Here is a 21,595-nt window from a genome sequence, read left to right as displayed (position 1 = left end):
ATCGTTTGTATGAATGCCCCATCTCGTTACTTAAAACTTGACAATTAAAATAAATTTATTATATTCTTAAATTCAATAACTTACGAAATGTAAGTAGAATATATTACATTTATTTTATATTAAGTTGATATGTAATTTGGAGGATATATAATGACAAACAATGACTTTTTTAACGTTTTATATGAACGCACATCTACACGTGCATTCAACCCCGAAAAAGAAATTTCATCTACAGAATTACATGAAATTTTAAAAGCCGCTGCACAAGCACCTTCTGCTTGGAACTTGCAACACTGGAAATTCCTTGTTTTCCAAGGCGAAGACGTACAAAAACGATTACATCCAATTGCTTATAACCAACAACAAATTCTTGATGCTTCTGCCGTAGTCGCTATTTTAGGTGATTTAGAAGCATATAAAAATGTTGAACCTGTTTACGGTCCAATTGTAGAACAAGGATTTATGAAAGAAGAGGCAAAAGAGCGCTTAGCTAAAAACATTGAATCTGCATATACTCGTGAGCAATACCCACGAGATGCTGCCTTTTCAAATGCTGCTTTAGCAGCAATGCAACTTATGCTTGCAGCTAAAGCAACTGGTTGGGATACTTGCGCTATTGGTGGCTTCAACCCACAAGCATTAATGGAAGAATTCAATGTTTCATCTCGTTACATACCAATTATGCTTATTACAATTGGTGAATCCACTTTAAAAGGTCACCCTGCACCGCGCATGAGCGTAGAACAAGTGAGTGAATGGGCGAAATAATAAAAAAACGAAGGTAATTTCATTACCTTCGTTTTTTTATATTCTGTCACACATCCGTAATATTACAATGTATTATTCGACATCTACACATAGAAAAATCGTAATTTTCATGCTATCTCCATAAATAAATATGGCGTTTCGTGTCGAAATTTGTTAAACCACCGAAAGATAACCGTGTATTTTTGTTACAATTGTGATACAATGATAACAAATAGATAACAAGAGAGGGATTTTCATTGAGTTCATACGGAAGCTTTATCGCATTTTTAAGTTACATAGTAACTGTACTACTGCTATATTTTATTGGCGATGCTGCAAACATATCAGTGTTACAATTCCCAAAAGAAGAAGTATTCCAATCAGAAGCAGAAAAACATACTGCACGATCCATTGCACCGCTACTCCTAGCTCTTCCTGTATATATCATCGTTTTATATAAAAGTAAAAAAGTGTAAAGGCTACCTATTTCATTCATTTCGGTGGTCTTTACATTTTTTTGTGATATTTCCCCTATTTTAAACATCATTCCATACTAAATACCCATCTAGTCATTTAAAATGAGAAAATCCCCTAGAAAAATTTTCATTATCTGTCCAGTCACCGACTACCGAACTTACATAGATTATAAGTGTGAAGGGGGTGATGAGGATTATGTTTGGATCATTTGGATGCTGTGATAACTTTAGAGACTGTCATCATCATGAAAGAGAGCACAACCGTCGTGAGAAAGAGAAAGAAGAAGTTAGACCACAACGACATGCTGTATGTAACGTACTTGCAAATCTTTCTATAGGAACTGAGGTTTCGCTTCTTAAACTAAAAGGAAATGGAACATTCCGCAATTTAGTTTTTGAGGGGTTCTGTAACGGTGTTGCTCTATTCTCTGCATTAAGAAAAGATGAAGACAAAGACAACAACAAAGATGATAAGAATGGAAACAATCGTAATGACGATAGATTTGAAGGGATTTTACGTGTTTGCCCAGAGGATGTTATCGCAATTGCTCTTTAAGATAAGTTTAATCAATAAAATCACCTAAGGTATATGTAACAAAAAAAACCTGAGACCGATTTCAAATCGACTCAGGTTTTTTTACTATTATATGCTTTTAACTAATTCAACAACTTCTTCAGCAGTTGACATTGTTAATGCTTTTTCTGCTAATGTTTCCATTTCTGCTTTTGACAACTTGCTTAGTTGTGTTCTTGCAGGAAGGATAGATGTTGCACTCATACTGAACTCATCTAAGCCTAATCCTAATAATAATGGGATAGCAAGTGAATCTCCCGCCATCTCACCACACATACCAGCCCATTTGCCCTCTTTGTGAGCAGCATCGATAACCATTTTTACAAGACGTAAAATAGATGGGTTATATGGTTGGTATAAGTAAGCTACTTGTTCGTTCATACGGTCCGCAGCCATTGTGTATTGGATTAAATCATTTGTTCCGATAGAGAAGAAATCAACTTCTTTTGCGAATTGATCTGCTAATACTGCAGAAGCTGGAATTTCAACCATCATACCAACTTCAATAGAATCAGAAACAGTTGTACCCGCTTCTACAAGTTTTGCTTTCTCTTCTAATAAGATTGCTTTCGCTTGACGGAACTCATCAAGAGTTGCAATCATTGGGAACATAATTTTTAAGTTACCGTATACGCTAGCACGAAGTAATGCACGAAGTTGTGTACGGAACACATCTTGCTCATCAAGACATAAGCGAATTGCACGGTATCCTAAGAATGGGTTCATTTCTTTTGGTAAATGTAAGTATGGAAGCTCTTTATCTCCACCGATGTCAAGTGTACGAACAACGACAGGTTGACCTTCTTTTACACCTTCAAGAACTGCTTTATACGCATCGAACTGCTCTTCTTCTGTTGGAAGATTGTCACGGCCCATGTATAAGAATTCTGTACGGTATAAACCAACGCCTTCTCCGCCATTATCGATAATACCTTGTACATCATTTGGTGTTCCGATATTAGCAACAAGCTCAACGTGATGTCCATCGCTCGTTACAGTAGCTTGGTCTTTTAATTTTGCCCATACAGCTTTTTGCTCTTCAAATTTCGCTTTCTTTTCTTCAAACGAACGAAGAGTTTCTTCTGATGGATTTACAATTACTTCTCCATCTAAACCGTCAATGATTACGATATCGCCGTTTTGGATTTTCTCCATAACAACTTTCGTACCAACAACAGCTGGAATTTCCATAGAACGAGCCATAATTGCAGAGTGAGATGTACGTCCACCGATATCAGTTGTGAAACCTTTTGCATACTTACGGTTTAACTGAGCTGTATCAGATGGTGTTAAATCTTCAGCAATAATGATTACTTCTTCAGAAATTGTACCAGGATTTGAGAAGTTAATTCCTAGTAAATGTGCAAGAACGCGTTTTGTTACGTCGCGAATATCCGCAGCACGTTCTTTCATGTATTCGTTATCCATGTTTTCAAACATAGAAATAAACATTGATGCAACTTCATCCATTGCAAATTCAGCATTTACTTTTTCGCTATTTACTTTATCTTTTACTGGATTTACTAATTCCGGATCATTTAATACTAATAAATGTGCTTCAAAGATAGCAGCTTTATCAGCACCTAGCTCAGCAAAAGCGTGGTCCTTAATAGCTTCTAGTTCAGATTTTGCTTTCTCAAGCGCAGCGTCTAAGCGTGCAATTTCTGCAGCTTCGTTCGTAATTGATTTCTTTTCAATGTTAAATTCAGGATTCTCAAGTCTGAAAGCCTTTGCAATAGCAATCCCACTTGATGCAGCGATCCCTTGAATATTAAGAGTCATTATTCTCCTAATCCTTCGTTTTTCATAGTTTCTTCGATAGCTGCTAGTGCTTGAGCTGCATCATCACCATTTGCAGTGATCTTAATTTCCGCGCCTTGTTGAATTCCTAAAGACATAACACCCATGATTGATTTTAAGTTAACGTTTTTTCCGTTATACTCTAAGTTAATGTCAGAACCAAATTTGCTTGCAGTGTTTACAAGTAGAGTTGCTGGACGAGCATGAATTCCTGAATCGCTAGTTACTTTAAAGATTTTTTCCATGATAATTTATCTCCTTTAAATTACGTATTTTTTTAGTTGTATAGACGTGAGTACTACATCATCTATTGTATATAATAGGCGATGTTCGGTCAACCACATCGCCTATTATAATTATAAACATTTTGCGTCAAATTCCTATTGAATGTCAATAATAGCGTTTTCGCCCTTTATAACATTTCCATCTTTTTTCAATTCGACTTGTTGCCCTTGTTGTAAATTCGTAAAGACGATTGGTGTAATAATAGATGGTGCATTTTCTTTTACAAATGCAAGATCTACTTTTAATAATGGTTGTCCTTGCTTCACTTTATCACCTTGTGCTACAAGCGCTTCAAAGCCTTCACCATTTAATTTTACAGTATCAATACCAAAGTGGATTAAAATTTCTTTTCCACCTTCAGACTGAATACCAATCGCATGTTTTGTAGGGAATACATTTACAATCTCACCATTAACTGGAGAAACTACTGTTCCTTCTGTTGGCTCAATCGCAAATCCATCTCCCATCATTTTCCCTGAGAATACTTGGTCAGGTACTTCTGTAATCGATAAAATTTTCCCTTCAATTGGTGAAACGATTGTTTCATTTTCATCAACTTGTTGAGGAGTTTCTTCCACTTTTACAGGCTCTTCTTTTTCAACATGAGGTGTACGACCTGACATAATATCATGAATTTGTGATTTTAATGTGTCAGATTTCGGTCCGAAAATAGCTTGAATGTTATTTCCAACTTCAAGTACACCAGCTGCTCCAAGCTCTTTTAAGCGGTCTTTATTTACATTCTTTTGTTCGTTAACTTGTACACGTAAACGAGTAATACAAGCATCTAAAGAAGCGATGTTTTCTTTACCACCAAGTGCTACTAATACTTCACGTGGAAGTTCTCCTGCTTCTGTTTTCCCTGCGCCTTCATTAGCATTCGCTACTTCACGACCAGGTGTTTTTAAGTTCCATTTACGGATTGCGAAACGGAATCCGAAGTAGTAAATCACTGCTAGTACAAGACCAACAATAATTACCCACCACCATGCCGTACGACCTGGTAGTACACCGAATAATATGAAGTCAATTAAACCACCAGAGAATGTCATACCAATTTTAACACCTAAAATTTGCATTGTCATAAATGATAGACCAGCGAATACTGCATGGATTCCGAATAATACTGGTGCTACGAATAAGAATGAAAATTCAAGCGGTTCTGTAATACCTGTTAAGAAAGATGTTAATGCAGCAGACCCTAAAATACCAGCTGCTAATTTTTTATTTTCTGGACGTGCTTCATGGTACATTGCTAAAGCTGCTGCTGGAAGACCGAACATCATGAACGGATACTTACCAGTTGTAAATGTACCAGCTGTTAATTCTACGCCGTCTTTTAACTGTGCCATAAAGATTTTTTGGTCACCACGGATTAATTCGCCAGCTGCATTTGTATACTGACCGAATTCGAACCAGAACGGTGAATAGAAAATATGATGTAATCCAAATGGAATTAATGAACGTTCGATTAAACCGAATATAAATGCTGCTAACGTTCTATTTGCATCAATCATTTGATGTGAGAACGTATTTAAGCCACCTTGAATGTATGGCCAAACGAAGCACATGATAATACCTACTACTAAAGAGAATGTTGCAGTTGCGATCGGTACGAAACGCTTACCTGCAAAGAAACCTAAGTATGATGGTAATTCAATGTTGAAGTATTTATTGTAGCAATATGCAGCTACTATCCCGACGATAATACCACCAAATACTCCTGTTTGTAGCGTTGGAATTCCTAATACGTTTGCATATGCTGGATCTGCAAATCCAATTTTCACTGGATCTGTTCCAGAACTTGTTACTTTCACTAGCTTATCTACTTCTAAGAACACACTCATCGTTTTGTTCATAATTAAGTAGCCGACGAATGCTGCTAAACCAGCTACTCCGTCTCCACCAGCTAAACCGATTGCTACCCCAACTGCGAATAATAATGCAAGGTTAGCGAAAATAATATCACCCGATTGTTCCATAATTTTTGCAACCATTACGAACCAATCTGCTTTTAAAGCAGGAATAACATTTGTTAGCTGTGGATTTTGAAATGCATTACCAAATCCAAGTAAAATACCTGCTGCCGGTAAAATCGCTACTGGAAGCATAAGCGCTTTTCCGACTTTTTGAAGAACACCAAAGATCTTCTTAAACATGGAAACCCTTCCTCTCTTATCTATATTGATACTTTTCGACAAACGCCAAAAAGGCATGAGGAAAAAAAAGATAGAACGATAGCTATACAAAGGGTAGTATGTCCCTTTATTTAGCTTACATTCCCAACTTTTCTCCACTCATGCCTGATCGAATCAGTAACACGTGTCAAAAATAGGATTACGTATAAGTTCACTATAATTAAGGCAAACGTTTTCGTTATTCACCTTAATGTGTTTGTCGAATTTTGTATAACTTTGCAATAGTTATTATACATAACTATTGTAAGCGATTCAATCATTTTTTTTAACGTTTTCATTTTAGACAAAAATATATGTCTTTTTACACATGTTCTGCTTTCACTAATCGTTGTAAATGCATCGTTAAATAAATACTCTCCGCTTCATATACAGGAAGTTGTAATTCTTTCTGCATTACTTTGACTAGTTTCCACGCCAAATTATAACAAACTGGATATTCCAACTTCAATAAATCAGCAAAACTCTGTGCTTCTTCTACTTTTTCTCCTTTTTTCACCCGCTCAATAGCATATTGTAAATGGCGAATAAGGCGTAAATAATGAATGCTTTCTTGGTCTAATGTAATTTGTAGGCTTGTCTCAATTAAAGACACAAGTTGTGCAATAAGACGGGAATTTTGATTAACAGAAGATAAATCAGAGTTTGTAAGCGAGCTGTAAATGTGAAGTGCGATAAAGCCAACTTCCCCTTCTGGCAATGTAATTTGCAAACGAGAATTTAAAAGTTGCACAACGCCTTCAGCAATTTTATATTCCTCTGGATATAGCATTTTCGTTTCAACTAAAAAAGGATTATCTATTGTAAGTCCTTGTTTCAGCCTTTTAATTGCAAAAGAAATATGATCTGTTAAAGCGATATGAATATGTTCATTTAATGGAGACTCCGCTTTTTCTTGAATATATAACATAATATCATTCATCAATTCAATTAGCTTTTCACTCACATGTGGTACTAAAAGTTTGTATTGTTCTCGATCACGTTCATTTTTTAAAACAAACATTTTCTCAATTTGTTCTTGCTCCAACACATCTTCAGCCTTTTTCCCAAATCCAATTCCTTTACCGATCACTACTACTTCCTCGTGTTCAGGATGGCTAGCAATGATGACATTATTATTTAAAACTTTTTTAATTTCTAGATAATTACTCATATAACACCACCCTCGTACTTAAATAGCCTGCTTTTATGTTACAGAACATTCTTCTTTTTCGTCAATATAAAACATCTACCATTTAATAAAAATTCATTTTTTAGACATGTTTGTATATGATGCGTATAATGTAAGGGCAACTGTACATAGAAAGGAGATTGCAACATGATTAAAATGTTTGTAAGTGATATTGATGGAACGATGATGCAACACGGAGGTTTTATCGACGAAAAAGATGTTATCGCTTTACGCAGCTTAGCTGAACAAAATGTAATTCTTTGTTTTGCTTCTGGAAGACTTGATAATGAAATTGCAGACTTAATGAGAGCGGTTAATACAAATTTCCATCGCATTAGTGTAAATGGTGTTTTTGTATATACACATGAAAATAAGCAGCTATTATCTGCAACTTTCGATTCCAGCATTCTTCCAGATTTGTTAGCTATGACAAATGAAGACCCTTATTTCCGTTATGTAAGTGATGAACATAACTACTACATTGAAGAAAAAACACCGTTTATTCATGAACTTGAACAACAAGTAACGATGACTTCTGTTGAAGAACCTAATCTATTACAGAAAATTGATGATACAATTTTTCCAAATAAAATTTCTGTCGGTGGAACGAAGGAAAGCTTACAACTCCTTCAGAACAAAATTGATGAAAAATTTCACGGAAAAGTTAGCACCTTCATTTCAGCAGAACAATGTTTAGATGTAATGCCACCTAATATTAGTAAAGGTTCTGCTATTTCTATTTTATTAAAAGAATTTCAAATACAACCAGAGGAAATTGCTTGCATAGGGGATTCTTATAATGATATTCCAATGTTCTCTTTAACTCCTCACAGTTTTGCTATGTCTCAAGCAGATGACGCAGTAAAAGAGCACGCTCACTATGTAGTAAATACGGTTAAAGATGCTGTTAACCACGTAATCGCTCATAATAAAAATACGACTCACTCCTTATAAGGATGAGTCGTATTTTTATTTCTTTACATGTTAAACACTTTAAAATTCACTGTACTTTACAAACTGAAATATATTATTTGTTACGTGCGATGTTTGTAATAAATTTATAACGATCCCCACGATAAATACATTTCACATACTCTAACGGTATCTCACCTTCTGAATATGACCATTGGCGCATTACAAGCACAGGCGCCTTTTTAGGAATATGCAGATGGTCAGCTTCATTATCCGTTGCAATGGAAGCTTCAATTGATTGAGTAGCGCTAACAAGCTTAAAGCCTAGTTTTTTCTCTAAATGTTCATATAAAGATTGTTGCAATATTTCTTCGTTAATATCTTTTACAAGAGCTGGCGACAAATATGTCGTCTCAAAAGCAATCGGTTCATCATCAGCTAAGCGAATACGCCTCACTTCATAAACCGACTCCCCCTCCTGTATTCTCAACCGGTCTGCTATTTTCGCAGTAGCTGGAACTAGGCGGAAACTAAGTAATTGACTACTTGGGTTCATCCCACGAGAAATCATATCTTCTGTGAATCCCGTCATTCCTTGCAATTTTTGTTCCACTTTCGGAAGTTGGACAAACGTTCCAATTCCACGTTTCCGATATAAATAGCCTTGTTCCACTAAATTATTAATCGCCTGTCTGATTGTCATACGACTCACTTCGAACTTATCACAAAGTTCATTCTCAGATGGGATTTTGTCTCCCGGCTTCCATTCGCCGTCCTCAATTAGCTGTTTCACCCACTCTTGAATCTGATAATAGATCGGAAATGGTGAATACTTGTCGATGTTCATCAGCAATCGCCTCACTGCATAAAGATAGAGCTTCTTGATCAGCGATTACGGTTACATTCGGATGACGTTGTAAAACAGTAGCAGGACACGCTTCACTATATTCACCTTGCAATAACTCTTTAAGTGCTTCTGCCTTTTTAGGCCCCATAGCAACAAGTAGAATTTGTTTCGCTTTCATAATGCTTCCAATTCCCATTGTAATCGCATGAGTTGGCACATCTTCTTCTTTTTCGAAGAAACGAAGGTTTGCTTGGCGTGTAGATTCTGTTAATTCAACAATGTTAGTTGGAGAATTAAATGATGTTCCTGGCTCATTAAATCCGATGTGACCGTTTTCACCGATTCCAAGAATCTGTAAGTCAACTGGGTTAGCCGATAGAATGCCTTCATAACGCTTGCACTCTTCCTCTAAATCACTTGCCATCCCGTTTGGTACATAAGTTTGTTTAAATGGAAGATGATCAAACAACTGTTCTTGCATGAAATAGTGATAGCTGTTTTTATCTTCGTGTGGTAAATTTACGTACTCATCTAAGTTTACAGTGGTTGTATGACTTGTATCAAGTTTATTTTTTCGCATTTCTGCATAAATACCTAATGGAGAGCTTCCTGTAGCCATTCCTAATGTTGGATTTTCTTTTGATTTTACAACCTCTTCAATTAACTTGAAACCTGCTTCCGCTAATTCTTCTGGAGTTTTTACAACAAGAATATTCATCTAATTACTTCCCTTCCTTCATATGAGTTCCTAAACGAACCGTATCATATACATGTAATTCTTCAGTCATAACAACAAAGTCTGCATCTTTACCTGCCGCTAACGCACCTTTATTATTTAACCCAAACTCTTCTGCTTGGTTAACCGATGTCATGAGTACTGCATCCTCGATTGAACATCCTGTAAATTCAATTACATTTCGGAAAGCTTGATCCATTTTCAAAATACTACCAGCTAACGTTCCATCTTCTAATCGGGCACTGCCATCTTTTACATGCACTGGCTGTCCGCCAAGCTCATATAATCCATCTTCAAGACCTTTTGCACGCATTGCATCTGTAATGACACTTACTTTTTTCGGTCCTTTTAATTTATATGCTAATTTCACCATATCAGGGTGAATGTGAATACCATCTGTAATTACTTCAACCATTACATCTGGATTTAATAACACATGACCAACAACTCCTGGTTCACGGTGATGTAATCCACGCATTTGATTGTATAAATGTGTTGCATGTGTAATTTTTCTATTTTTCAGTTGTGCATCAATCGCATCTGTATGCCCCATTGTGCCAACAACACCTGTTTCAGCAAGATACTGTTCAAACTCTAACGCACCTTCTTCTTCCGGTGCATATGTTACTAATTTAATTAGATTACCGCTTGCTACCTGCCATTGTTTAAATTGCTCGATACTCGCAGGAACAATATGTTCAAGTGGTTGTGCACCCGCACGTTTTTTTGAAACATATGGTCCTTCTAAGTGAATATATTCGAAATGTGCTCCCTTATCTTTCGCTTCCTTCGCAGCACTTAGCGCCGCTTCAATCGCTTCTGGAGCTTGTGTCATTGTTGTTGGGAAGTAAGTTGTAACTCCTTCTTTTAACATTTCTTTACCAAGAGTTACTAATCCATCGCTATTTGCATCCATCGCATCAATATCGTATCCACCATGAATATGAACATCAATCATACCTGGAATCACAATCTTTCCTGCCGCATCTAACACAGTTTCATTTTCTTGTGATACATATTGAGCCATCAAACCAATTTCTTTAATTGTTTCTGCGTAACGAATAAATCCGTTTTCCACTACTTCTGTACCTGTATAAATTTTGGCATTGATGACAACTTGCGTTTTCATTTTCATCGATCCTTTCCCATGAAATACCTACTTGTTATTATTACCTTATTCGCCTAATTCCATCTTAATATACACACGAGTAGTTGTCTATACATTCTAATGAAATTTCCTCTTCATTCAGCAGAAAAAAGGAAATTTATTTCTTTTTCATTATAATATATGTTATTCATTTTTTCCAAAATGGAAAATACCCTCTTATATAATTAATTACTTAAGTAGTGGCATAAGACCACTCGACCCCATAGTAATATGTTCACCGTCTGTTTCTATTTCTACTGTACGCTTGTTTGTTCCGTATATCATTATACCACGCTGTTTTAATCGTCTTACAACACTTTGATGAGGATGTCCATATGGATTTCTACTCCCGTACGAAAGAATAGCGAATTGTGGGTCTACTTTTTTTAAGAATGTTTCACTCGTTGAAGTATACGAGCCATGATGCCCTACTTTTAATATATCTGCATGTACATCAAATTGCTTTAATATTTCATTTTCTGTCCGTATATCAGCATCACCCATTAATAAAAAGTCCGCTTTACCATATCGAATCTTTAATACAATTGAAGACTCGTTATTCTCGTCTTTCGATTTCCCATTGTTCAATACTTGTATAGAAACATGTGGATCTAGCGGTATGTATTGTCCCTCCTTAACTGAAATGAAAGGAATGCCCCTTTTTTTAATGTTATTTCGATACGTATGATAAGTAAATGAACTATATGTTTTCCCGCTATCTAATACGAGGGAAACTGGCATTTGCTCTACAATTGGAATAAGTCCTCCTATATGGTCCATATCAGGATGAGTACTTACAATTACATCTAAATGATTAATTCTTTTTTCAATTAGTTTTTGAATAATGACCTCTCCCGCTTCATAAGGACCCCCGTCTATTAACATCGTTTGACCATTTGGCAATGTAATAAGTGTCGCATCACCTTGTCCAACTTTTAAAAAACTCACTTTCATTTTGCCAAAATGTTGCCGCTGCATATGTATAGAAGACGCAGTATGAATAGACATCATATATCTTTTAGCCGATGCGCTGTTTAACGAAAAACATAATAAAACAGAAACCAACAATAGAATATTCCGTACACCTCTCATAACTCGTCTCCTTTTTTCATTTAGTATGGCACGCTCTGTAATTGATATACAAAAAAAGCTTAGCAAAATGCTAAGCTTTTATTTTGATAATTCCTGTAAAGAACCGAAGAATAAATCTGCTTCATTCATTTGTTCATTTTCTTCCGAAAGAGGTGGTAAATCATCTAACGTTTTCAATCCAAACGTATCTAAAAACTCTTTCGTCGTTCCGTATAAGATAGGACGCCCCGGTCCTTCTGCTCTTCCCATTTCTTTTATAAGTAAGTGTGAAACTAACGTTTGTAATGCCTTATCTGTTTTCACTCCTCGAATCTCTTCCATTTCTGTCCTTGTAATCGGTTGACGGTACGCAACGATTGCCAACGTTTCAAGAGCTGCTTGAGACAGTGAAGCCGTTGTTGGGGTATCTATTAACTTTTGATAGTATGCCGCATGTTCTTTCTTTGTTGCAAAACGATACACTTTTGCATATTGTACAATTTGCAGACCGCGATTCGATCCTTCACATTCTTTTTGCATTTCCTCTATACTGTTTATTACTTCTTCCACTTCAACTTCCAGAACTTTAGCTATCTGTTCCGGATAAATCCCTTCGTCACCTGCAACAAATAAAAGCCCTTCAATAATCGCTTTTTGTTCTTTTCTATCCATTTTACGAACTCCTTCCTCCTATTTTTCTATAAAAATACACATAAAAAAACCGAATCACAGTAAATGCGTTCGGTTCAATATTTCTTCTCTCGTTCCAAACGATACATTAAAACCTAACTTGAGATAAAATATTTCTATCCCATCTTCACATGCTGGCTCTATACGGATTTACTAGAGCTTGATACGAAAATTTCATCAAAATTATGTTCTTGTTCAATTATGATTTGTTGATTTTTCATCAGCTCAAGAACTGCTAAAAATGTTACAACCATTATTTCACGTTCTTCATCAGCAAACAAATCATAAAAGCTTTGACGACCGCCTTTTACTTCTAACTGTTGTAGAATATCAGTCATTCGCTGTTCAATTGGTATTTCTTGGCGAGTAATTCGCGTTGTTACGGGTTTCTTTGCTTTTTTACGGCGCATTAGCTTTTGAAATGCCGCTAACATATCATATAACGTAACATCAAGAGGTAAACTTGTCTCCTCTTCTTGTTGAAATGATGTAAAATCAATTGGCGGACGTGTATATAGCTGTGCTCTTTCTTGTTCTCTTTCTTTTAACTCAGTAGCAACTTGCTTATATTTCTTATATTCAATTAACCTCTCCATCAATTCTTGACGAGGGTCATCTATAAAGTCTTCACCGTTATCAGGTACATCTTCTTCTTGTTTCGGTAACAACATTTTACTTTTAATTTGTAATAACGTTGCTGCCATTACTAAATACTCACTGGCAACATCTAATTGTAGTTCTTTCATCGTATGGACATAAGATAGATATTGCTCTGTAATTTCCGCTACAGGAATATTATATATATCAATTTCGTAACGATGTATTAAGTGTAACAATAGATCTAAAGGCCCTTCAAAAGCCTCTACTTTAAAATTATACTGCACAAAGCATCCCACCACATTTTTTCTATAACAACATAAGTATAGAGCATACTCATGTTCTATCCAACCTTTTTAAGAAATTTAATTAAAAATAGACCTATGCCCATGTCATAATGCCCACCGCTTCATATGATAACAATGTAGTAAGAACAATGTAGGAGGTCAAAAAACTATGGGTCACGTTGATTGCGGTTTTAGCGGTGGATTCGCATTAATTGTTGTACTGTTCATTTTACTAATCATTGTAGGAGCAGCTTGCTTCTGCTAATATGAAGCAATAAAGCGACTAGGGATATTTCCCTAGTCGCTTATTGTTAATATTTCTATGATACACTGTACATATAACCGTTAGACAGGAGCGAAAAAAATGTATCCTACCGAGTACATACAATTTTTAATTCATTTTCACGGAGACTATGATTATTTTGAATGTCATGAAATACTAGAAGAGTATTGGAAATTAAAGCCTAGAGGAGAACGTGACAATTACTTAGTCGGTCTCATTCAAATTGCTGTTTCCTCATACCATCATAGACGATCCAATTGGAATGGTGCAGAGAAGATGATAAAAAGCGCAATAACAATTTTAGAAAAGAACAGCGCGCAATTACATCAATTCGGAATAGATCATAAACAACTTATATTTTTATTAAATGAAAGATTACAATCTATCCACAAAAAGGAAACTTTCGCCCCGTTATTTTTACCATTATTAGACGTATCGTTAGAAAAACAATGCATACAGTTATGTAAGAAACAAAACCTCTCTTGGAAAGATGCGAACGTCGTTCCTGATGAATACATCATAAATAAGCACACATTGCGTGATCGAACAGAAGTCATTTCTGAACGACACGAACAACTACAAAAAAGAAAGCAGAGATAATAAAATACTTATCCCTGCTTTCATGAATGTATATTCTGTTCAAGCTCTTTACACTTTTTGCAAAAACTTGCTGTTTGCTCATTTCCGCAAATTGTAAACTCAAGAAATTTACTCTTAAGCTCTTGAACCATCTTCGTCCCAATACCCATATGACGGTGAGACGGATTCACGCTCAAATGCTGAATTTCCAATACCTGATCTTCTTTTTTTATAATCCCCATTATCCCAACAAAATCTTCATTTTGTTTCCACAAATACAATTGCCAATCTTCTTTCGCCTCATACTCTTTCATTGTCAATTGTAATGTTTTCACATCTTTTTCAGTTGGCATAAATGAAAGAAGCCCCATTGCAATTTTTTCATAACTTTTTTTAAAACGAATTAACATAACCCTTATCCCTTCTTACAAAAGTTACAAACTATTTATCCCCTCAGTCACTCTTTTCATATCACATTCATTCTACAATATTTTTACCAGAGTGAGAAGAGGCTGAAACAACTTGATAATCATACAAAGCGTTAAGAAGAAAGTCAAATATATGTTTCCAAGCTATTTTTTCTATTATACCGCTCAGAATAGAGACAATACTGTTTAGAAACTAAAAGGAGAATCCCCCCGCTCATCACATGTTAATTATTAATCACTTTTGAACGAAATAGTTCTATTAAAAATAATATGTTAAGAGAAATCTATTTATTGAAACATATAATTGGTACTCCATTCTATGTATTTTGTTAAAATTGTGTTCTCATGAACAATATATTTTAACGTTAGTAGCCGTCCTATTTGCACCATATATTTCGAAATATATACCAATTACTGTTTATACGAAATAAAAAAAGAGAGCAAAATCGCTCTCTTTTCTCGTAACTTATTCTTCCCAAACTTTAACTTCTTTCATTACATCGCCTTGACGCATGTTTAATACTGTTTCAATACCGCTTGTTGCTTTACCGAATACAGTATGTACGCCATCTAAATGCGGTTGTGGCTCATGAACAACAAAGAATTGGCTACCACCTGTGTTACGGCCAGCATGTGCCATAGAAAGTGAGCCAACAAGATGTCTATGAGGATTTCCATCAGTTTCACATGGGATAGAGTAACCTGGGCCACCTGCTCCTGTGCCTGTTGGGTCTCCACCTTGGCTTACGAAGCCAGGAATAACGCGGTGGAATGTCACACCATCATAAAATCCTTGCTCTGCTAATTTTTTAAAGTTTTCTACTGTTTTCGGTGCCTCTTCTGGGAAAAATTCTAAATCGATTTTTTCACCATTTTCCATTAATATGTATCCTAAAGTTTTCATACGTATATGTCTCCTTTCAACTATCTCAGCACTATATTACCATATTCATGACGAGAAACAAAAAGAATCCGACAATCTACATACTTCTTTTTTGAAATGTGGAAGAAGCTAGGTGACAAATAAGAAAAATATACTATAATAACTGTGTTGCCCGAAAATTTTAGAAAGAGAAAGGGAGCGATTTTTCGTGAAAACGAAATTACTAGCTCTGCTATTGGCTGTAGCCGTATTTATGATACCAACAGCTTCATTTGCAGACATCATTGAGGGAGAATCAATTGTCACACTAGGAGAGAACTTATCTGAACAACAAAAACAAGATCTGTTAAAAGAAATGAAAGCACCGAAAGATGCTACAATTATTACTGTGTCTAATGCGGAAGAACATAAATTTCTAGAAGGAATTGTTCCAAAAGCACAAATTGGTACGAGAGCAATTTCCTCTTCTATGATTACATACACAAAGCCAGGATCTGGTCTCATTGTACGTTCAAAAAACATTAATTCGATAACAGATGCAATGTACACAAACGCACTTATTACAGCAGGCGTGAAAGATGCAGAGATTCAAATTACTGCACCATTTAAAGTCTCAGGAACTGCTGCTTTAACAGGTTTAATGAAGGCCTATGAAACAACATCGAACAAAGCAATTCCTGAGGAAGTAAAAAAAGTAGCCAATGAAGAAATGGTGCAAACGGCCCAGCTCGGCGATAAAATTGGTGAGGAAAAAGCAGTTCAACTTGTTGCAAAAATTAAAGAAGAGATTGCAAAAGAGCAGCCAAAAACGACGGAAGATTTACGTTCATTAATTAAAAAAATTGCTGATCAACTCGGCATTACATTAACGGATGAACAGTTGGATAACTTAGTAGCGTTATTTGATAAAATGAAAAATCTTAATATCGATTGGAATCAAGTTGGCAGTCAATTAAATAAAGCAAAAGAACACGTTTCTGCCTTTTTAGGGTCTGAAGAAGGGCAAGGTTTCCTAGATAAAGTTAAAGATTTCTTCTCTAGTATCATTGATTTTGTTAAATCTTTATTCAAGTAAAAAGAAGCTCGTCAGTGACGAGCTTCTTTTTTATACAAGTAACGGTAATTTCATAACCGCTTCTTCAACCGAACGAACAACATGATTTGCTTTCTCCTTCACATATGGATGAGCATGATGAAGAGTAAATGAGTGCGGGGTTACTTCAAACATTGAAATGTCATTAAAAGAATCTCCAATGCAGGCAACCTCATTTGCTTCAATTTTTAAATGTTCCATTAGTCGCCTTAAAGCACTCCCCTTACTTACACCCCTTGGCATAATATCAACATAGCGTTTACCTGATATAAAAACTTCCGCTTCGCTGTGAAACGTATCTCGTAACTCTTGATCTAATGCTACAATTTTCTCTTCTTCTCCAAATACAAATAATTTCGCTGGATGTACAGTCTTACCAAATTCTTCTTCTAACGCTTCTATTTCAGCAATATGTACCCCCATATACTCTTCAAAAGTATGATGATTTTCATTCTTTCTTTTTGTATATCGCTGCTCATTTGCACAAACAATATCTGCTAGTCCCTTGTTATGTATATATCGATATATTTCCTGGGCAACACTATCTTCAAAACTTGATTCATAAAATATTTTACCGTCCGGCAGTAACATTGTCGCCCCATTTAAACCTGTTGTGTAATACGGGAATGAAAACCTTTTTACGACTTCATCAATTCGGTGAGTAAAGCGGCCAGAGGCAAAACAAATATTTGTCCCTTTTTCAGCTAGCCAACAAAGTGCACGTTCATCTTCTTTTTGCATATCATTCACATTGTAAACGAGCGTGTCATCTAAATCACTTACAAATAATTTAATCATGTCCTCTTCCCCTCTCATACACAATATCTACTCTAAGTGTACACAAAAAATGTTTGGTTTTTGTTAAAAAAAAATAAATTTTCAATAAAAAAATAAACGGGAGCATAATCCCGTTTATTTTTGTCTTCTTACATTTTGGGGTCGTACAATACTAGGACGCACTTTTAAACTAGACATAGTTGGACGGAGTAAAATTTTCGTTAACGCGCCCCAATCAAACGGTAAAAACGGCCATAAATACGGTGTTTGTAAGCTTTTTATAGACGCTAAAAATAAAATCAACATCGTCATCCCGATTACAAATCCCATCTCATGAAAGATGCCGGTTAAAATAATGACAAATAATTTGCCGATCTTATTTCCAAGTCCAAGCTCATAACTCGGAGTTGCAAATGATCCAATCATAGAAACCGCTACATACAAAATAACTTCTGGTACAAATAAACCTACATCAATTGCAATTTGACCAATTAATATAGCTGAAATTAATCCTGCTGCCGACGACAGTGATGTCGGCGTATGAATGGCAGCCATCCTTAAAAATTCGAGTCCGACTTCCGCCATCAAAATTTGTAATAAAATCGGTAAATGCGTCATCTTGTTTGGTCCAATAAAAGCAAGCTTTTCCGGTAAAAGAGTTGGATCAAATACAAAAACTAACCAAAACGGCAACAAGAACAGCGAAAATATAACACCTAAAAAACGTACCCAACGTAAAAATGTACCTACAGCTGGATTTTGTCTAAACTCTTCTGCATGCTGTAAATGGTGGAAATATGTTGTTGGAGTGATCATGGCACTTGGTGATGTATCAACAAGTACTAACACATGTCCTTCTAACAGATGATTTGCTGCTACATCTGGTCTTTCTGTGTATCGAATAAGCGGGAATGGATTATAACCTTGTTTGACTACAAATTCTTCTACCGTTTTATCCGCCATCGTAATCCCATCTACTTCAATATTTTTTAATTCTTGTTTTATAATTTTCACTAAATCCGGATTTGCAACATCTTGTACATATGTAATACAAATATCCGTTTGCGATCTATCCCCTACTCGAACCATTTCATTTCGAAGACGCGGGTCGCGTATCCTTCTACGAATTAAAGCTGTATTTACAACGATATTTTCAACAAAGCCATCCCTTGCACCACGTACTACCTTTTCTGTATCTGGTTCTGTCGGTGTCCGCCCCGGATAACTACGAACATCAATTGCGAACGCTTCCGTTTCACCTTCTACAAATATAACAATAAGTCCCGATAATACTTGGAGCATTACCTCATCCATCGTTTTTACTTTACTTACTTGTTGGTGAATTAAACGATTCTCTAAAAGCTTTACAGTATCTTCTTCTACATCCCTTATTTCATTTGTATCCACTGCTTCTTCTAAAATAGGGATAATATAATTCGTATCACAAAGCCCATTTACAAATAACACACCAATTTCTTTATTTAAAATTTGAAATTTACGAATACCAACATCGTATGTGACACCCAATCCAACTGTTTGCTTTAAGTAATTTTCATTATCACTTAAAAAAGATGAAATCGGGATATTCACTTTTTTAGGCTTCGTCATAAAACCCACTCCTTTCCAAAATTAATTGAATCGCTTTTCTAGTAATAGGTGATCCTCTCTCCCATTCATCATTTCCACACATCTTGCCAATATCACCGACCCCCACAATGACTGGAACATTCAGATCATCTAAACAATAAATCGTATCCCCACTAATCCTCCCAATTTCACCATCTGGAAGTCCAAATTTATCAACACCGTATTCTGTCAAATTCCCATTCCGATCTACACTTACATCTACACGCGCCCATTCCCAATGATGTGTATTCGACGCTACTGCTAAAATGCCAAGTACATCAACTTGTTTATGTGTTGCGACATACTTTAACGCCTTTTCACCAGATCCTTCTCCTATAAATCCGCTGTCATCAAACATGACAAATACAGGGTCATATGGCGTTTGCATAATAAGCTCAACAACTTTCTTCCCTGTCAATTTGGTCGGATTACTTTGCGATGCTGAAATACACCTTCCCCCAAATTCCTTTGTCAACAGCTCAATTGTCCGCTTTGCATATTCATCTCCATCTGTGACCAAAACAACCCTTCGTCTCATTTGATTTATCCTTTCGGTTTACATATAAGTGCAACAAAAAATGAAAATAATATCGCCGCTGAAATCCCCGCAGACGTTAAGCTAAACATACCGATTCCAATTCCTAAATATCCATGTTTTTCTGCCGCATGCATTGCCCCGTGCAATAGTGAATGTCCAAAACTTGTAATAGGGACCGTTGCCCCAGCACCTGCAAATTTTATAAGCTTATCATACAATCCGAATCCGTCTAAAATAGCTCCGACGACTACAAAAGTTGCCATTAAATGTGCTGGTGTTAACTTTGCAAAATCTAGCAACACTTGTCCAATGACACAAATAGCTCCTCCTACAAGAAATGCATATATAAAATCCACAATTCACTCTCCTTTAACTCTTTCAAACACAACACCATGCGCAATCGTTGGAATCGTTTCCTTCTGCTGCATCATCACCGGGCTTAATAAAGCTCCCGTTGCAACGACAAAAATCCGTTGTAAATTCCCTTTTTGCATTTCACGCAATAAATGACCGTATGTTACAACAGCTGAACAAGCACAACCACTGCCACCTGCAAACACTTCTTCTTGATTTGAATTGTAAATCATTAACCCACAATCGTTGTATATATGTCCAAGATCATACCCTTCCTCAAATAAAAGTTGTTTCGCAATTGGTGTCCCCACAGCTGATAAATCACCAGTAACAATAAGGTCATAATCAGCGGCACTTCTTCTTAAATCTTCAAAATGCTGTTGAATTGTATGAGCAGCAGCTGGCGCCATTGCCGATCCCATATCTAAAGGATTAGCAATTCCTAAATCTTGTACTGTTCCGATTGTTGCTGCTGTTATTTTAATTGCACTTTCTTCATTGCTAATTAATATGGATCCTGCTCCGGTAACAGTCGAGTTTGCTGTCCCAGGCTTTTGTCCTCCGTACTCTGTTGGATTACGAAATTGTCTTTCAGCCGTCGCATTATGACTACTTACTGTCGCTAAGACACGATTCGCAAATCCACCATCTATAAATGCTGATCCAACCGCCAAAGTTTCCATTGACGTCGCACAAGCACTGAACATCCCTAAAAAAGGAATACCACAATCTCGAGCAACATAATTTGCTGTCACTGTTTGGTTTAATAAATCACCTGCTAAAAAGAAATCAATTTGTGATGGTTTTATATTTCCTTTTTGCAATGCTTGTTGAATCGAGTCTGACATTAACCTTCGTTCAGCAAGTTCCCAGTTTTCCTCTCCACAATGTAAGTCTGAATATGAAATATCAAAATCCTTTCCAAGAGGGCCTTCAGCTTCTTTCGGACCGACAGCGGTACCAGTTGCATTCACGAAGATATCATTTTGAAATACCCACGTTTGTTTTCCTGTCAATCTCATACCTACCCCTCCTTTAAGACATTAAAATTTGAAATGTATATCTTATTAATCCAATAATGTATGCACCGACGACGCCAAACACAATGACGCTTCCTGCAAGCTTAAACATGTTTGTAGCAATTCCTAGAACAATCCCTTCGCTCCTATGTTCTAGCGCAGCACTTGCCATAGAATTCGCAAATCCAGTAACTGGTACTGCTGAGCCCGCTCCAGAAAACTGCCCGATTTTATCATAAACACCACAACCTGTTAAAATCGCTGATAGTAAAACGAGAGTTGCAACTGTAGGGTTTCCTGCCTCTTGCTCACTAAAGTGAAAGTAATGTATATAAAATTTCATCAATACTTCTCCGACGGTACAAATGAATCCCCCAACAAGAAATGCCTTCACACAATTTATTAAATAGTTCGGTTTTGGATGGTACTCTTTCACTTTATTTATGTAATCATCTTTCAGTTTTCGCCCTGCCATATATA

General features: G+C 36.2%; 25 protein-coding genes. 7 read left to right on the top strand and 18 right to left on the bottom strand.

From position 1 onward, the window contains the following. Positions 1-150: 150 nt before the first annotated feature. The 3 genes from MRBLBA3_RS01930 to MRBLBA3_RS01920 all read left to right on the top strand — a co-directional run bounded on the left by MRBLBA3_RS01930 (position 151) and on the right by MRBLBA3_RS01920 (position 1,779). Entirely contained in the window at positions 151-768 is a 618-nt protein-coding gene (locus tag MRBLBA3_RS01930) for a nitroreductase family protein (protein ID WP_000183653.1), read from the top strand. Positions 769-1,004: 236 nt separating this feature from the next. Continuing rightward, on the top strand, positions 1,005-1,223 hold the full coding sequence (locus MRBLBA3_RS01925) for a hypothetical protein (RefSeq protein WP_044737830.1): 219 nt from the start codon (positions 1,005-1,007) through the stop codon (positions 1,221-1,223). A gap of 196 nt (positions 1,224-1,419) precedes the next feature. Continuing rightward, positions 1,420-1,779, top strand: a complete 360-nt coding sequence (locus MRBLBA3_RS01920; RefSeq protein ID WP_044737829.1) for a DUF3915 family protein — start codon at positions 1,420-1,422, stop codon at positions 1,777-1,779. Between the two features lie 87 nt (positions 1,780-1,866). Here the strand turns inward: MRBLBA3_RS01920 and ptsP are convergent, their stop codons facing one another. From ptsP to glcT, 4 genes are all read right to left on the bottom strand, one after another. After that, the gene (ptsP, locus tag MRBLBA3_RS01915) at positions 1,867-3,579 is read right to left on the bottom strand and encodes a phosphoenolpyruvate--protein phosphotransferase (RefSeq protein ID WP_000174202.1); all 1,713 of its coding nucleotides are present in this window, start codon (positions 3,577-3,579) and stop codon (positions 1,867-1,869) included. Continuing rightward, on the bottom strand, positions 3,579-3,842 hold the full coding sequence (ptsH, locus tag MRBLBA3_RS01910) for a phosphocarrier protein HPr (protein WP_000411079.1): 264 nt from the start codon (positions 3,840-3,842) through the stop codon (positions 3,579-3,581). Before ptsH ends, ptsP begins: the two co-directional genes overlap by 1 nt. 135 nt (positions 3,843-3,977) lie before the next feature. After that, positions 3,978-6,041, bottom strand: coding sequence for a PTS glucose transporter subunit IIABC (gene ptsG, locus MRBLBA3_RS01905; RefSeq protein ID WP_044737828.1), 2,064 nt, complete (start codon positions 6,039-6,041; stop codon positions 3,978-3,980). 340 nt (positions 6,042-6,381) lie between these two features. Continuing rightward, positions 6,382-7,230, bottom strand: coding sequence for a glucose PTS transporter transcription antiterminator GlcT (glcT, locus tag MRBLBA3_RS01900; protein ID WP_000073853.1), 849 nt, complete (start codon positions 7,228-7,230; stop codon positions 6,382-6,384). A gap of 165 nt (positions 7,231-7,395) precedes the next feature. Between glcT and MRBLBA3_RS01895 the strand changes: the two genes are divergently transcribed. Then, a complete protein-coding gene (locus MRBLBA3_RS01895) occupies positions 7,396-8,202 on the top strand; it encodes a Cof-type HAD-IIB family hydrolase (RefSeq protein WP_000594218.1) in 807 nt (268 codons plus the stop codon). Positions 8,203-8,275: 73 nt separating this feature from the next. Here the strand turns inward: MRBLBA3_RS01895 and phnF are convergent, their stop codons facing one another. From phnF to scpA, 6 genes are all read right to left on the bottom strand, one after another. After that, positions 8,276-9,007, bottom strand: a complete 732-nt coding sequence (gene phnF, locus MRBLBA3_RS01890) for a phosphonate metabolism transcriptional regulator PhnF (protein ID WP_098764788.1) — start codon at positions 9,005-9,007, stop codon at positions 8,276-8,278. After that, the gene (nagB, locus tag MRBLBA3_RS01885) at positions 8,937-9,725 is read right to left on the bottom strand and encodes a glucosamine-6-phosphate deaminase (protein ID WP_001024197.1); all 789 of its coding nucleotides are present in this window, start codon (positions 9,723-9,725) and stop codon (positions 8,937-8,939) included. Before nagB ends, phnF begins: the two co-directional genes overlap by 71 nt. Before the next feature lie 4 nt (positions 9,726-9,729). Beyond that, positions 9,730-10,872: an N-acetylglucosamine-6-phosphate deacetylase gene (gene nagA / locus MRBLBA3_RS01880; protein ID WP_044737826.1), complete on the bottom strand. Its 1,143-nt coding sequence runs from the start codon at positions 10,870-10,872 to the stop codon at positions 9,730-9,732. 207 nt (positions 10,873-11,079) lie between these two features. After that, a complete protein-coding gene (locus tag MRBLBA3_RS01875) occupies positions 11,080-11,982 on the bottom strand; it encodes a ComEC/Rec2 family competence protein (protein WP_001215093.1) in 903 nt (300 codons plus the stop codon). A 78-nt stretch (positions 11,983-12,060) separates the two neighbouring features. Next, positions 12,061-12,633: an SMC-Scp complex subunit ScpB gene (gene scpB / locus MRBLBA3_RS01870; protein ID WP_000375161.1), complete on the bottom strand. Its 573-nt coding sequence runs from the start codon at positions 12,631-12,633 to the stop codon at positions 12,061-12,063. 158 nt (positions 12,634-12,791) lie between these two features. Further along, positions 12,792-13,535, bottom strand: a complete 744-nt coding sequence (scpA, locus tag MRBLBA3_RS01865; RefSeq protein ID WP_001199766.1) for a segregation/condensation protein A — start codon at positions 13,533-13,535, stop codon at positions 12,792-12,794. Between the two features lie 169 nt (positions 13,536-13,704). Here scpA and MRBLBA3_RS01860 point away from each other — a divergent pair, with 169 nt between their 5' ends. Both MRBLBA3_RS01860 and MRBLBA3_RS01855 read left to right on the top strand, forming a co-directional pair. Further along, positions 13,705-13,800, top strand: coding sequence for a YjcZ family sporulation protein (locus tag MRBLBA3_RS01860; protein WP_000510193.1), 96 nt, complete (start codon positions 13,705-13,707; stop codon positions 13,798-13,800). Between the two features lie 99 nt (positions 13,801-13,899). Then, the gene (locus MRBLBA3_RS01855; RefSeq protein ID WP_000283579.1) at positions 13,900-14,418 is read left to right on the top strand and encodes a DUF309 domain-containing protein; all 519 of its coding nucleotides are present in this window, start codon (positions 13,900-13,902) and stop codon (positions 14,416-14,418) included. A gap of 20 nt (positions 14,419-14,438) precedes the next feature. Here MRBLBA3_RS01855 and ribT read toward each other — a convergent pair whose 3' ends face one another. Both ribT and MRBLBA3_RS01845 read right to left on the bottom strand, forming a co-directional pair. After that, entirely contained in the window at positions 14,439-14,807 is a 369-nt protein-coding gene (gene ribT, locus MRBLBA3_RS01850; RefSeq protein ID WP_000908403.1) for a GNAT family N-acetyltransferase RibT, read from the bottom strand. Positions 14,808-15,291: 484 nt separating this feature from the next. Further along, positions 15,292-15,729: a peptidylprolyl isomerase gene (locus tag MRBLBA3_RS01845; RefSeq protein WP_000853785.1), complete on the bottom strand. Its 438-nt coding sequence runs from the start codon at positions 15,727-15,729 to the stop codon at positions 15,292-15,294. Between the two features lie 187 nt (positions 15,730-15,916). Here MRBLBA3_RS01845 and MRBLBA3_RS01840 point away from each other — a divergent pair, with 187 nt between their 5' ends. Next, positions 15,917-16,783, top strand: a complete 867-nt coding sequence (locus tag MRBLBA3_RS01840; RefSeq protein WP_044737825.1) for a DUF1002 domain-containing protein — start codon at positions 15,917-15,919, stop codon at positions 16,781-16,783. Positions 16,784-16,813: 30 nt separating this feature from the next. Here MRBLBA3_RS01840 and MRBLBA3_RS01835 read toward each other — a convergent pair whose 3' ends face one another. From MRBLBA3_RS01835 to spoVAC, 6 genes are all read right to left on the bottom strand, one after another. Then, a complete protein-coding gene (locus tag MRBLBA3_RS01835; protein ID WP_044737824.1) occupies positions 16,814-17,617 on the bottom strand; it encodes a Cof-type HAD-IIB family hydrolase in 804 nt (267 codons plus the stop codon). Positions 17,618-17,713: 96 nt separating this feature from the next. Then, positions 17,714-19,186 carry a spore germination protein SpoVAF gene (gene spoVAF, locus MRBLBA3_RS01830; protein WP_016130216.1) on the bottom strand — a complete coding sequence of 491 codons (1,473 nt, stop codon included), beginning with the start codon at positions 19,184-19,186 and terminating at the stop codon, positions 17,714-17,716. Continuing rightward, positions 19,173-19,742, bottom strand: a complete 570-nt coding sequence (locus tag MRBLBA3_RS01825; RefSeq protein ID WP_001254419.1) for a stage V sporulation protein AE — start codon at positions 19,740-19,742, stop codon at positions 19,173-19,175. The genes spoVAF and MRBLBA3_RS01825 overlap by 14 nt, the downstream gene beginning before the upstream one ends. A gap of 5 nt (positions 19,743-19,747) precedes the next feature. After that, on the bottom strand, positions 19,748-20,098 hold the full coding sequence (spoVAE, locus tag MRBLBA3_RS01820; protein WP_000345912.1) for a stage V sporulation protein AE: 351 nt from the start codon (positions 20,096-20,098) through the stop codon (positions 19,748-19,750). 3 nt (positions 20,099-20,101) lie between these two features. Beyond that, the gene (gene spoVAD / locus MRBLBA3_RS01815) at positions 20,102-21,118 is read right to left on the bottom strand and encodes a stage V sporulation protein AD (RefSeq protein WP_044737799.1); all 1,017 of its coding nucleotides are present in this window, start codon (positions 21,116-21,118) and stop codon (positions 20,102-20,104) included. Positions 21,119-21,131: 13 nt separating this feature from the next. Further along, a complete protein-coding gene (gene spoVAC, locus MRBLBA3_RS01810) occupies positions 21,132-21,590 on the bottom strand; it encodes a stage V sporulation protein AC (protein WP_000918878.1) in 459 nt (152 codons plus the stop codon). Positions 21,591-21,595 lie beyond the last annotated feature (5 nt).

Origin of the sequence: Bacillus sp. LBA3-1-1.1 (genome assembly GCF_040676495.1) — a bacterium.
Taxonomy (GTDB): domain Bacteria; phylum Bacillota; class Bacilli; order Bacillales; family Bacillaceae_G; genus Bacillus_A; species Bacillus_A nitratireducens.
Note: the sequence above shows the minus strand (reverse complement) of the source record. Positions and strands in the feature narration are given on the sequence as shown.

Excerpts from the sequence above, each read along its gene's own strand:
- scpB (WP_000375161.1), bottom strand. The coding sequence starts at position 12,633 with ATGGATAGAAAAGAACAAAAAGCGATTATTGAAGGGCTTTTATTTGTT.
- spoVAC (WP_000918878.1), bottom strand. The coding sequence starts at position 21,590 with ATGGCAGGGCGAAAACTGAAAGATGATTACATAAATAAAGTGAAAGAG.
- MRBLBA3_RS01875 (WP_001215093.1), bottom strand. The coding sequence starts at position 11,982 with ATGAGAGGTGTACGGAATATTCTATTGTTGGTTTCTGTTTTATTATGT.
- spoVAF (WP_016130216.1), bottom strand. The coding sequence starts at position 19,186 with ATGACGAAGCCTAAAAAAGTGAATATCCCGATTTCATCTTTTTTAAGT.
- MRBLBA3_RS01895 (WP_000594218.1), top strand. The coding sequence starts at position 7,396 with ATGATTAAAATGTTTGTAAGTGATATTGATGGAACGATGATGCAACAC.
- MRBLBA3_RS01855 (WP_000283579.1), top strand. The coding sequence starts at position 13,900 with ATGTATCCTACCGAGTACATACAATTTTTAATTCATTTTCACGGAGAC.
- MRBLBA3_RS01860 (WP_000510193.1), top strand. The coding sequence starts at position 13,705 with ATGGGTCACGTTGATTGCGGTTTTAGCGGTGGATTCGCATTAATTGTT.
- nagB (WP_001024197.1), bottom strand. The coding sequence starts at position 9,725 with ATGAATATTCTTGTTGTAAAAACTCCAGAAGAATTAGCGGAAGCAGGT.
- spoVAD (WP_044737799.1), bottom strand. The coding sequence starts at position 21,118 with ATGAGATTGACAGGAAAACAAACGTGGGTATTTCAAAATGATATCTTC.
- ptsG (WP_044737828.1), bottom strand. The coding sequence starts at position 6,041 with ATGTTTAAGAAGATCTTTGGTGTTCTTCAAAAAGTCGGAAAAGCGCTT.
- MRBLBA3_RS01835 (WP_044737824.1), bottom strand. The coding sequence starts at position 17,617 with ATGAGAGGGGAAGAGGACATGATTAAATTATTTGTAAGTGATTTAGAT.
- ribT (WP_000908403.1), bottom strand. The coding sequence starts at position 14,807 with ATGTTAATTCGTTTTAAAAAAAGTTATGAAAAAATTGCAATGGGGCTT.
- ptsH (WP_000411079.1), bottom strand. The coding sequence starts at position 3,842 with ATGGAAAAAATCTTTAAAGTAACTAGCGATTCAGGAATTCATGCTCGT.
- ptsP (WP_000174202.1), bottom strand. The coding sequence starts at position 3,579 with ATGACTCTTAATATTCAAGGGATCGCTGCATCAAGTGGGATTGCTATT.
- MRBLBA3_RS01825 (WP_001254419.1), bottom strand. The coding sequence starts at position 19,742 with ATGAGACGAAGGGTTGTTTTGGTCACAGATGGAGATGAATATGCAAAG.
- MRBLBA3_RS01845 (WP_000853785.1), bottom strand. The coding sequence starts at position 15,729 with ATGAAAACTTTAGGATACATATTAATGGAAAATGGTGAAAAAATCGAT.
- nagA (WP_044737826.1), bottom strand. The coding sequence starts at position 10,872 with ATGAAAACGCAAGTTGTCATCAATGCCAAAATTTATACAGGTACAGAA.
- MRBLBA3_RS01920 (WP_044737829.1), top strand. The coding sequence starts at position 1,420 with ATGTTTGGATCATTTGGATGCTGTGATAACTTTAGAGACTGTCATCAT.
- glcT (WP_000073853.1), bottom strand. The coding sequence starts at position 7,230 with ATGAGTAATTATCTAGAAATTAAAAAAGTTTTAAATAATAATGTCATC.
- MRBLBA3_RS01930 (WP_000183653.1), top strand. The coding sequence starts at position 151 with ATGACAAACAATGACTTTTTTAACGTTTTATATGAACGCACATCTACA.
- phnF (WP_098764788.1), bottom strand. The coding sequence starts at position 9,007 with ATGAACATCGACAAGTATTCACCATTTCCGATCTATTATCAGATTCAA.